The organism is Halomonas campaniensis, from assembly GCF_014193375.1.
Classification (GTDB): Bacteria; Pseudomonadota; Gammaproteobacteria; order Pseudomonadales; family Halomonadaceae; genus Halomonas; species Halomonas campaniensis.
Genome location: NZ_JACHZF010000023.1, coordinates 46,264 through 56,503, shown reverse-complemented (window position 1 = coordinate 56,503; position 10,240 = coordinate 46,264). Strand labels below are relative to the sequence as shown.

The following is a 10,240-nucleotide window of genomic DNA, read 5'->3' as shown; positions in this document are numbered from 1 at the left end:
TTTGTCATGGCGGCTGTAGCGGTTGATTCTGGATTAGGCCCTTGAATCATAACCGATTTTCAGCCGCCTTTTTCATGTCTGATGCAATATCCAGGCTGGGCCAGCTGGCCTGGTTCCGTCTCGGCCCTGCCGCCTCTCGCGTCCTGCTATGGCCCGCGCTGGCCCTGCTGGGCATCGCCGGGCTGCTGCTGCTGGCCCAGCTGGCGGAGACCCTGCATCCGCCGGGGCTGCTGCCCCTCGCCGGCACCTGGCTCGACCTGGCCATCCTGCTGGGCCTGCTGCTGGGCCAGGTCACCGATGCCGGCGAGGGCTGGAAGCAGCAGACCACGCGGCTGAGCCGTGCCTGGTGGCCGGGGATGGGGCTGGCCCTGCTGAGCCTGCTGTTCTGGCACCACCAGAAGACGCTGGCCGAGCGCGAGCTCGTCGACCGGGTCGGCCAGCAGCATGTGCAGCTGGCCCAGGACCTGTCCCGGGAGATCGATGACCACCTCGCCGCCATGCGCCGCTTCGCCAATGTCTGGCGCCTGACGCCCGTGGCGCCCGGCGCCACGGCGTGGGCCACCCAGGCCGCCCCCTACCAGCGTGACTACCGCTACTTCCTGAACATCGCCTACATCGACGCCACCAGCCGCATCCAGCTCGTGCACCCCCCGACGGCCCTCAACCTGCAGGTGATCGGCTCACGGCTCTTCGATGCGCAGCCCGCCGGCCGCGAGGCGGTCACCCGGGCCCTGCGCGAGGGCATGGAGGGGCGCACCGACATCATCGAGCTGCTGCAGGGCGGGCCGGGCATCATCCACTACCTGCCGATCTTCCTGGCCGCCGAGTCCCGCCCCACCGGCGCCGCGGCCATGGTGGTGAGCCTGCCCGCCCTGGCCGAGACCCTCTTCGCCGGCACCGATCCCGAGGAGGCACAGCTCAGCCTGACCCGTGGCGGCGAGCGCCTCGCCCACCGGCCCGCCGCGGCGCGGCTGGGGCCCTGGCAGCAGGAAGCCGAGCTGGACCTCTCCGGTATCCCCGTGGTGCTGCTGGCCACGCCCACCCTCCCCCGCCTGCTGGGCGACCTGCCGCGCCAGCCGGTGGTCAGCCTGACGGTCGGCCTGCTGCTGGCCCAGCTGCTCTACCTGGTGCTCTTCTCCCAGCAGCAGATGGCCAGCCAGCACCAGGCGGTGCGACGCTCCAACCACGAACTGCGCCGGGAGATCACCGAGCGCCACCGGCTGCAGCAGGAGGTCGAGTGGCTGGCCGGCCATGACGAGCTGACCGGGCTGCCCAATCGCCGCACCTTCATGGGGGCACTGGGCGGCCACGACCCGCACCGGCCCATCAGCGTGCTGCTCTGCGACATCGACCACTTCAAGCGGATCAACGATCGCCTGGGGCACCTGGAGGGCGACCGCTGCCTGGTGGAGATCGGCCGGCTCGGCCGTGGGGTGATCGAGGCCGCGGGCGGGCTCTTCGCCCGGCTGGGGGGCGAGGAGTTCGTGGTCTCCCTGCCGGGCCGCGATGAACGGGAGGCCATGCAGATCGCCGAGGCCCTGCGCGCGGCCGTCGCGGCCAGCGGCCTGGCCCACGCCGATGGCCGCCCCCTCACCCTCAGCATCGGGGTCGCCACGGGCGCCCCCGGCCCCTTGCGGGTCGACGCCCTGCTGAACGCGGCCGACGAGGCGCTCTACCGGGCCAAGGCCGCCGGTCGCAACCGGGTCGTGGCGGCGCGCTGATTCAGTCGCCGCGCCGCTCGGCGAAGAACGCCTGGAGCAGCCGGGTGGCGCGGGAGGCCAGCACCCCGCCCTCGACCTCGACCCGGTGGTTGTACCAGGGCTGGGCAAATAGGTTGGCCTTCGACTCGACCATGCCGCTGCGGGGCTCGGCGGCACCATAGACGACCCGCGCCAGGCGCGCGTGGATGATCGCCCCGGTGCACATCAGGCAGGGCTCCAGGGTCACGTAGAGGGTGCAGCCATCGAGCCGGTAGTTGCCCAGCCGCGCGCCGGCATCGCGCAGCGCACGGACCTCGGCATGGGCGCTGGGGTCATGCCCCGAGACTGGGGCATTGAAGCCACGGCCGACGATCTCGCCATCGGCATCGACCACCACGGCGCCCACCGGCACCTCGCCGGCGGCCAGCCCCTCACGGGCCTGGTCGAGCGCCCGGTGCATGTAGAATTCGTCACTGCGCAACGCCACGGACTCCCTGTAGACTGGCATGAAACGTTCGTATGAGATCGCCGGGCACCCGATGCGCCGGCCCCAGGAGACCCCCGATAATGACTGACGCCCTGAACGACCTGGTGGGCCTGCTCGGCCTCGAGACCCTGGAGGAGAACCTGTTCCGCGGCGTGAGCCAGGACCTCGGCCTGCCCCAGCTGTTCGGTGGCCAGGTGCTGGGGCAGGCCCTCTCCGCCGCCAGCCAGACCGTGGACCCCGTGCGGCGGGCCCACTCGCTGCACGGCTACTTCCTGCGTCCCGGCGACCCCCACCGCCCGGTAGTCTATCAGGTGGATGCCGTACGCGACGGCGGCAGCTTCACCACCCGGCGCGTCACCGCCATCCAGAAGGGGCGGCCGATCTTCTTCTGCAGCGCCTCCTTCCACGGCGAGGAGGCGAGCATCGACCACCAGACCGAGATGCCGGACGTCGTCTCCCCGGAACGCCTGATCGAGTCCGGGGCGCGGCTGGCACGCTTCGACAACCATCCCATCGAGTTCCTGCTCGACAGCGAGGCGTGGGAAGTCGGCCAGCCGGCCCGCAAGCGGGTCTGGTTCCGCCTGCGGGGCGAGCTTCCCGACGACCCCGCCCCGCACCGCAACCTGCTGGCCTACAGCTCCGACTTCAACCTGCTGACCACCGCCCTGGTGCCCCACGGCCTCGACTATCGCGACCCGTCGCTGCAGATCGCCAGCCTCGACCACGCCATCTGGTTCCACCATGAGGTCCGCGTCGACGACTGGCTGCTCTACGACATGGACAGCCCCTGGGCCGGCGGCGCCCGCGGCTTCGCCCGGGGAAGCCTCTACGACCGCCAGGGACGCCTGGTGGCCTCCACGGCCCAGGAGGGCCTCACCCGGCTGCGCCATCCCGCCGGGGGCTAGCCCCGACGGCCACGGCAGGGCTACCATCGGGACAGGCCGCAATAGCTCAGCTGGCAGAGCAACGCATTCGTAATGCGTAGGTCGGCGGTTCGAATCCGCCTTGCGGCACCAAAAAACTCAATGAAAACGGCCACCTGGCGAATCGTCGCAGTGGCCGTTTTTCGCCTCCTAGGCTCCAGGTTCCAAATAGGTAGCTGCTGTAAGGTCGGGGATGAGCGAGACAGTGGCGGGAGCTATCCCCTGTCGGCGGTCAGGGCCTGAAACACGGCTTCGCTGGAAATGGACTTGCCAGGCTCTTCCCCCCACAGCATGCCGATGGGCACCGCGTAACAGCCTGGCACCTGCAGCTTGAGGCAGTGACGGCCGGTGTAAACCAGCATGCCTCCCCGAAATCCTTTACCGGCCTGGTCGGCGAGCCTGGCGAGGCCGGCGGCATCCCTGGCCTGAACGCTGGCCGCGCGCTTGACCTCCACCCCCCAGAGCTCCTGTCCGCGCTCGATGACAAGGTCGACCTCCACCTGATCCTTGTCCCGGTAGTGGGAAAATCGTAGCTCCGGGTCCACCCAGGAGGCCTGAGCCACCAGTTGCGCGACCACATGGCTCTCCAGCAGGGCACCGAAACGTTCTGCCTCGGTCAGCCACTGGTCGGGTGCCAGGCGGCCCAGAGCCGCGGCAAGCCCGGTATCCACCAGATGCAGCTTGGGACTCTTGATCAGCCGCTTGGCCTGGTTACGGTGCCAGGCAGGGAGCTGATGGACCAGAAACAGGCGCTCCAGGATGCTGAGGTACTTGGCAACCGTGCCGCGCTCGAGACCTAGCTCCTTGCTCAGGTTGCTGACATTGAGCAGGCTGGCAGTGCGGTAGGCCAACAGCTCCACCAGGCGCTGCATCCCGTCTTCGTCCTGGATGGCGGCGATATCTCGCACGTCGCGCTGCACGATGGCGTTGAGGTACTGACGGTACCACTGACGTGCCCGGCGGGGCGTCCGGCGGCTGGGTTCGGGATACCCTCCCTGACAGAGTACTTCTGCCACGGGAGAAAGCGGCGCGGCGTCTGACACCACCCTGGCGGTGAGCTGCCCCGCCATCAGCGTATCGAGCAGGGTCGAGGCGCTGACACGCTTCTCCTGCTCGGTCAGCGGATGCAGATAGATGACCTCCATGCGACCCGCCAGGGAATCCTGCGCCCTGGGCAACAGCATCAGGTTGGCAGAGCCGGTGAGCAGAAAGCGCCCCGGGCGGCGATCACGGTCCACCACCGACTTGATCGCCAGCAGCAGCTCCGGCGCCCGCTGCACCTCATCCAGTGTGACCCGTTCGGGCAGGCCCTCGATGAAGCCGAGCGGATCCTGCCGGGCCGCCTGCAGCAGTGTCGAGTCATCCAGATTCAGGTAGATCCGCTCGGGATCGATGCGCTGGGCGAGCGTCGTCTTGCCTGCTTGCCGCGGTCCCAGCAGACAGGCCACCGGCGTGTCGGCGAGCGACTCGAGCACTCGATCACGAATCAGTCGTGGGAGATAGGGGGTTGCCATGCCTCGCCTCTGCCAGCGTCCAATTGCTGGCAAGACTAGCGTCCAATTGCTGCTCAGTCCATCGTCCAATTGATGGCCGATGCACCGTCCAACTGTGCCAGGGATATCGTCTCGCTTGCGGGGTCCTTCCGAGGCGCGGGAGGGTCAGCCCGGCAGGTACACGCCTGCCATATCCTGGCCGTGGACAAATCTCTCTGCACACCCGCCGGCAAATACACACCGGAGCCCCTCAGAAGTAGCCGATCAGCCGCATGCAGTGCGGGCGGATGGTCAGGTAGGCCTCGCGCACGTCCGCCTCACTCGGCCGGTCGGTCATGCGCACCAGGTCCGCCGCGGTGTAGTGCGTCTCGCCGATGGTCAGGTCGACCTCCCCGGCCGGGAACTCCGCTTCGCTGAGGGGCATGGGTCGCAGGGTCGCGAGGCGCTGGCGGGAGTCGCCGATGGCCGTGTGCATCGCCATGTACTCGTCCTCCTGCAGCCAGTGGCCGGTCAGCCGGTCGCAGGAGAGCAGCTCGCGGTGATGGGCTTCCAGCCTGGCCAGGTCGGGGTCGGTGGGCGCGTCTCCCGCCAGGGCGGGCTCGCCGAGCAGGGCGGCGACAATCAGTGATTCCAGCATGGGCTCTCCTTGGTGACCGGCCCATTCTTGCCCGTCCGCCAGCGGCTGCCAAGTCCCGCTCAGGCCTCCAGCCGCGGGGCGCGCCGCCGTGGGGCAGGCTCCGGCACCTCGGTGGAGAGCTCGATCTCGACGGCCTCGCCCTGCTGCCAGAAGCGGACCCGGGCATCCTCGCCCTCGGGGGTGTCGCGCACCAGCTCCAGGAAGCGCAGCGGGGTCCGCGGCGTCTCGCCGTTCACCTCGAGCAGCATCGCCCCCGGCACCATGCCGGCCTCGCGTGCCGCCCCGCTCACGTCGCTGACCAGCAGCCCCGGTGCATCGGGCAGCCCCAGGGCCTCGCGCAGGTCCTCGTCGAGGGGCGTCACCGTGATCCCCAGGGCCACCACCACCTGGTCCTCGATGCCCTCGTAGTCGATCTGGCGGGCGGCCTCCAGTACCTCGGGGGCCACATGGATGCTGGCCCCGGCGGTGACCGCCAGGGCGATGGCGTCGCTCGGCCGGCTGTCGATGCGCAGCGGGGCATCGTCGCCCTGCCGGCGCAGCTCCAGCATGCCGAGGAAGGTGCCATCGACCAGCGCATCGATGTAGATCCGTTCCAGGCGCACCGCGATGCCATCGAGCACGTCGCCGAGCAGTTCGTGGGTCAGCGGACGGCGCGGACGATCGCCGGCCAGGGCACGCAGGATCGCCCTGGCCTCCACCGGGCCGATGAAGATCGGGATCACCTCCCGGGCGCCCGGCTCGCGCAGCAGCACCACCGGCACGCTGCCCATTCCGGCCATGCCCACGGTGGCCACCTCGACCTCCACCATGGCGTCGGGCGCCACGGCCAGTTCGCGTGCAGCTGCCGGCGCAGGCGCCGCGGCCAGCAGCAGGGCCAGGCCCAGGGGCACCAGCAGGCGCCGCCAGGAGAACGGGGGGGAGTGTGGCATGGCGAGGCTCCTCGATGGCTGCCCTGTCAGGATGGCAGCCGCGGCGCCCCGCCGCCATGTCAACAGCCGGTCGTCAGGACTTGCCGGCGGTGAAGCCACCGTCGACCATCAGGTTGGCCCCGGTGACGAAGCTGGCCTCGTCCCCCTGGCAGCGCTCCCCGCCGCGAGCCCCCGCCCCTGCCGACAGCGCCTTCTTCAACCGGTCTTGACCCGCATCAATTCGTCCCAGCGCGTGGTGTAGCGAGGCGTGCGCCGCTCGCAGCGCAGCGTCCAGGCGTTGCCCTCGCGGGGCAGGCCGAAGCGCACCGTGTCGCGACCCATCTCGCGGTTGAGCCGGTCCAGGGTGGCCATCAGCCGCTGGCTGCGACCGCGCACCGCCTCGTCCCGCGGCGTCTCCAGCAGCGACAGCTGGCGGCGCCCCGCCTCCACCAGGTCGAGCAGCATCACCCCGCACTTCTGGTAGCGATAGCCCTCGAGGAACAGCGCCTCGAGCCCGCGCCGCGCCGCCGCGAGCAGCACGCGGCTGTCGTCCGTGGGGGCCGCCAGCGGCACCACCACGGCGTTGCGGTACTGGGGCTCGCCGGCCAGGAAGGGGTTGGTGCGCACGAAGACCTGCACCGCCCGCGCCAGGCTGCCCTGCCGGCGCAGCTTCTCCCCCGCCCGGGCCGCGTGCTGGCGGACCGCCTCCCGGAGGTCGACCACGTCGGACGCCAGCCGCCCGAAGGAGCGCGAGACCAGGATGCGCTGGCGCGGCGCGCCCATGTCGTCCAGGGCGATCGACGGCCGGCCGCGCAGCTCCCAGACGAGCCGCTCCATGACCACCGAGAAGCGGCTGCGCACCCAGCGGGGGTCGGCCTCGCGCAGCTGCCAGGCCGTCTCGATGCCCATCAGCGCCAGCCGCTCGCCGCTGCGCCGGGCCACGCCCCACAGCTCGGTCACCGGCCAGGCCTCGAGCACCCGGCGGGTCACGGCGCCATCCGCCTCCAGCCGGCAGACCCCCTCGAAGGCCGGCTCGCGCTTGGCCAGGTGGTTGGCTACCTTGGCCAGCACCCGGGTCGGCGCCAGCCCCACCCCCACCGGGATGCCGGTCCAGCGGCGCACGGTATCGCGTAACCGGTGGCAGCGGGCCTCGAGTCCCGCCGACGGGAAGCCCTCGAAGCCGACGAAGCTCTCGTCGATGGAGTAGAGCTCCACGTCCGGCGAGAACTCCGCCAACACCTGGTTGACCCGCCGCGACATGTCGCCGTAGAGCGCATAGTTGCTGGAGAGCAGCACCGCCTGGCGGCGCACCGCCGGCGGCAGCAGGTGCAGCGGCGCCCCCATGGCCACGCCCAGCGCCTTGAGCTCCTGGGAGCGCGCCACCACGCAGCCGTCGTTGTTGGAGAGCACCCCCACCGGCCGTCCCGCCAGGCGCGGGTCGAAGGCCCGCTCGCAGCTCACGTAGAAGTTGTTGCCGTCCACCAGGGCGATCATGGCGCCCGCCCCAGCAGGTCATGCACCACGTGGGTGACCACGCCCCACACCTCGCACTCGCGCCCCGCCAGGGGGATCGGCGCGAAGCGCGGGTTGCTGGCCACCAGGCAGACGTGCCCGCCGCGCCGCTCCAGGCGCTTGACGGTGGGCTCCCCCTCCAGGGCGATGACGATCACCCGGCCGGGCAGCGGCTCCAGGCTGCGATCCACCACCAGCAGGTCGCCGTCGTGGATGCCGTCGCCGACCATGGAGTCGCCCTCGGCGCGCACGAAGTAGGTGGCGGCCGGACGCTTCACCACATGGGCGTGCAGATCGACCTCCGCCTCCAGGTGGTCGTCGGCGGGACTGGGGAAGCCGGCCCGCACCCGGCAGCCCATCAGCGGCTGGACCCGGCCACCCCCCTCGCGGGCGGCACGGCCGAGGACGCGCACCGGCGTCCGATGAGAGAGCGACATGGGCACCTCCGACATATACTGTATTTTTATACAGTATCCAGCAGTGGGGACCGCTTGGCAAATGCCGCACCGCCCCATCGACTCAACGCAGCGGCGTGCTAACGTGAACGCCACGCACGACAACAATAACGACAACACACGCCGAGGGGTCTCTCGCCATGGAACGCCGCACCCACCCGCTGCTCACCGACCGCCCCTTCACCGAGAAGGGCAAGGTGGTCTCGGCCCGCGAGGCGGTCGAGCTGATCCGCGACGGCGACGCCGTGGCCACCGGCGGCTTCGTCGGCATCGGCTTCGCCGAGCACCTGGCGGTGGCCCTGGAGGCCCGCTTCCTGGAGAGCGGCGCCCCCCGCGACCTGACCCTGATGTATGCCGCCGGCCAGGGCGACGGCAAGACCCGCGGGCTCAACCACCTGGGCCACGAGGGGCTGGTGGCCCGGGTGATCGGCGGCCACTGGGGGCTGGTGCCGGCGCTGCAGCGGCTGGCCATCGAGGGGCGCATCCAGGCCTGGAACCTGCCCCAGGGGGTGATCTCCCACCTGTTCCGCGACATCGCCGCCGGCAAGCCCGGCACCCTCACCCGGGTGGGGCTCGGCACCTTCGTCGACCCGCGCCTGGGCGGCGGGCGGATCAACGACGTGACCCCCGACGAGCGGGTCCGGCTGCTGCCCATCGACGGCCAGGAGTACCTCTTCTACCCGGCCCTGCCGCTGCAGGTGGCGCTGCTGCGCGGCACCACCGCCGATACCCTGGGCAACGTGACCATGGAGCGCGAGGCGCTGGTGCTCGAGGCGCTGGCCATCGCCACCGCGGTGCGCAACTCCGGCGGCCTGGTGATCGTGCAGGTCGAGCGCCTCGCCGAGCGCGGTACCCTGCACCCCAAGGACGTGCGCATCCCCGGGGTGCTGGTGGACTGCGTGGTGGTGTGCGACGAGCCGGAGCACCACTGGCAGACCTTCCGCACCCCCTACAACCCGGCCTACTCCGGCGAGATCAAGGCGCCCATGGCCGCCCCCGAGGCCCTGCCCCTCTCGGCGCGCAAGGTCATCGCCCGGCGCGCCGCCTTCGAGCTGGCGCCCAACAGCGTGGTGAACCTGGGGATCGGCATGCCGGAGGGGGTCGGCGCGGTGGCAAGCGAAGAGCGGGTGCTGGAGCTGGTCACCCTCACCGCCGAGCCCGGGGTGATCGGCGGCCTGCCCGCCGGCGGGCTCGATTTCGGCGCGGCGCTCAATACCCAGGCGATCATCGACCAGCCCGCCCAGTTCGACTTCTACGACGGCGGCGGGCTGGATATCGCCTTCCTGGGCATGGCCCAGGTCGACGCCGCCGGCAACGTCAACGTCTCGAAGTTCGGCCCGCGGCTGGCCGGTGCCGGGGGTTTCATCAACATCAGCCAGAACGCCCGCAAGGTGGTGTTCATGGGCACCTTCACCGCCACCCGGGAGGCCCTCGAGATCATCGATGGCCGGCTGCGCCTGCCCGAGGGCGGGCAGCCCAAGTTCGTCGCCGAGGTGGAGCACCGCACCTTCAGCGGCGAACTGGCCGCCGCCGACGGCAAGCCGGTGCGCTACGTGACCGAGCGCGCCGTCTTCGAGCTCACGCCGGCGGGCATCGCCCTGACCGAGATCGCCCCGGGCGTGGACCTGGAGCGCGACATCCTGGCCCGGATGGGCTTCACGCCGCTGATGCCCGAGCCGCCGCGCGAGATGGACCCGCGCATCTTCGCCGAGGCGCCGATGGGACTGCGCGAGACGCTGCTCGAGCGGCCCCTGGCCCAGCGCTTCCAGCTGGACGCCGCGGGCGAGGTGCTGTTCATCGATTTCGAGAACCTGCGGACCACCACCCCGGACGACGTCGCGGCGATCGAGCGGGAGGTGGAGGCGCGGCTGGCGCCACTGGGCCGGCGAGTCTATGCGGTGGTCAACTACGACCACTGCCGCATCGACGACGCGGTGCTGGAGGCCTACACGGCCATGGTGCGCGGCCTGGAGGAGCGCTTCTATACCCGGGTCACCCGCTACACCACCAGCGGCTTCATGCGCCGCAAGCTCGGCCACGCCCTGGAGGCGCGGGCCGTGGCACCGCACATCTACCAGAGCGCCGCGGAGGCCGAGGCCCACCTGCGCGACCGCGACGCCTGAGC

10 protein-coding genes and 1 tRNA gene are annotated in these 10,240 nt (G+C 70.9%); 4 read left to right on the top strand and 7 right to left on the bottom strand.

Going from position 1 to position 10,240, the window contains the following annotated elements:
- The first annotated feature begins 74 nt into the window (after positions 1–74).
- Complete coding sequence (locus BDK63_RS14840; protein WP_183333321.1) at positions 75–1,721, top strand: GGDEF domain-containing protein; 1,647 nt, start codon at positions 75–77, stop codon at positions 1,719–1,721.
- Between the two features lies 1 nt (position 1,722).
- Here BDK63_RS14840 and tadA read toward each other — a convergent pair whose 3' ends face one another.
- Complete coding sequence (gene tadA, locus BDK63_RS14835; RefSeq protein ID WP_183333334.1) at positions 1,723–2,181, bottom strand: tRNA adenosine(34) deaminase TadA; 459 nt, start codon at positions 2,179–2,181, stop codon at positions 1,723–1,725.
- A gap of 86 nt (positions 2,182–2,267) precedes the next feature.
- Here tadA and BDK63_RS14830 point away from each other — a divergent pair, with 86 nt between their 5' ends.
- Both BDK63_RS14830 and BDK63_RS14825 read left to right on the top strand, forming a co-directional pair.
- A complete protein-coding gene (locus BDK63_RS14830) occupies positions 2,268–3,092 on the top strand; it encodes an acyl-CoA thioesterase (RefSeq protein WP_183333319.1) in 825 nt (274 codons plus the stop codon).
- Between the two features lie 35 nt (positions 3,093–3,127).
- A tRNA-Thr gene (locus BDK63_RS14825) sits at positions 3,128–3,203 on the top strand.
- Between the two features lie 122 nt (positions 3,204–3,325).
- On the opposite strand, the gene BDK63_RS14820 is transcribed toward BDK63_RS14825, so the two are convergent.
- The 6 genes from BDK63_RS14820 to BDK63_RS14800 all read right to left on the bottom strand — a co-directional run bounded on the left by BDK63_RS14820 (position 3,326) and on the right by BDK63_RS14800 (position 8,097).
- The gene (locus BDK63_RS14820; protein WP_183333317.1) at positions 3,326–4,624 is read right to left on the bottom strand and encodes an ATP-binding protein; all 1,299 of its coding nucleotides are present in this window, start codon (positions 4,622–4,624) and stop codon (positions 3,326–3,328) included.
- A gap of 229 nt (positions 4,625–4,853) precedes the next feature.
- Positions 4,854–5,240 carry a hypothetical protein gene (locus BDK63_RS14815; protein ID WP_183333315.1) on the bottom strand — a complete coding sequence of 129 codons (387 nt, stop codon included), beginning with the start codon at positions 5,238–5,240 and terminating at the stop codon, positions 4,854–4,856.
- 59 nt (positions 5,241–5,299) lie between these two features.
- Positions 5,300–6,169, bottom strand: coding sequence for a bifunctional nuclease domain-containing protein (locus tag BDK63_RS14810; RefSeq protein ID WP_183333313.1), 870 nt, complete (start codon positions 6,167–6,169; stop codon positions 5,300–5,302).
- Positions 6,170–6,242: 73 nt separating this feature from the next.
- Entirely contained in the window at positions 6,243–6,368 is a 126-nt protein-coding gene (locus BDK63_RS18420; protein WP_221202646.1) for an SDR family oxidoreductase, read from the bottom strand.
- Complete coding sequence (locus tag BDK63_RS14805; protein WP_183333311.1) at positions 6,365–7,642, bottom strand: Y-family DNA polymerase; 1,278 nt, start codon at positions 7,640–7,642, stop codon at positions 6,365–6,367. Before BDK63_RS14805 ends, BDK63_RS18420 begins: the two co-directional genes overlap by 4 nt.
- Entirely contained in the window at positions 7,639–8,097 is a 459-nt protein-coding gene (locus BDK63_RS14800; RefSeq protein ID WP_183333309.1) for a LexA family protein, read from the bottom strand. Before BDK63_RS14800 ends, BDK63_RS14805 begins: the two co-directional genes overlap by 4 nt.
- A 158-nt stretch (positions 8,098–8,255) precedes the next feature.
- On the opposite strand from BDK63_RS14800, the gene BDK63_RS14795 reads away from it, so the two are divergent.
- Positions 8,256–10,238: an acyl CoA:acetate/3-ketoacid CoA transferase gene (locus tag BDK63_RS14795; RefSeq protein WP_183333307.1), complete on the top strand. Its 1,983-nt coding sequence runs from the start codon at positions 8,256–8,258 to the stop codon at positions 10,236–10,238.
- The last annotated feature ends 2 nt before the right edge of the window (positions 10,239–10,240 follow it).

What these genes read in the sequence shown, in the direction of transcription:
- BDK63_RS14840 (WP_183333321.1), top strand. Translation starts at nt 75, where the DNA reads ATGTCTGATGCAATATCCAGGCTGGGCCAGCTGGCCTGGTTCCGTCTC.
- BDK63_RS14830 (WP_183333319.1), top strand. Translation starts at nt 2,268, where the DNA reads ATGACTGACGCCCTGAACGACCTGGTGGGCCTGCTCGGCCTCGAGACC.
- BDK63_RS14820 (WP_183333317.1), bottom strand. Translation starts at nt 4,624, where the DNA reads ATGGCAACCCCCTATCTCCCACGACTGATTCGTGATCGAGTGCTCGAG.
- BDK63_RS14815 (WP_183333315.1), bottom strand. Translation starts at nt 5,240, where the DNA reads ATGCTGGAATCACTGATTGTCGCCGCCCTGCTCGGCGAGCCCGCCCTG.
- BDK63_RS14810 (WP_183333313.1), bottom strand. Translation starts at nt 6,169, where the DNA reads ATGCCACACTCCCCCCCGTTCTCCTGGCGGCGCCTGCTGGTGCCCCTG.
- BDK63_RS14805 (WP_183333311.1), bottom strand. Translation starts at nt 7,642, where the DNA reads ATGATCGCCCTGGTGGACGGCAACAACTTCTACGTGAGCTGCGAGCGG.
- BDK63_RS14800 (WP_183333309.1), bottom strand. Translation starts at nt 8,097, where the DNA reads ATGTCGCTCTCTCATCGGACGCCGGTGCGCGTCCTCGGCCGTGCCGCC.
- BDK63_RS14795 (WP_183333307.1), top strand. Translation starts at nt 8,256, where the DNA reads ATGGAACGCCGCACCCACCCGCTGCTCACCGACCGCCCCTTCACCGAG.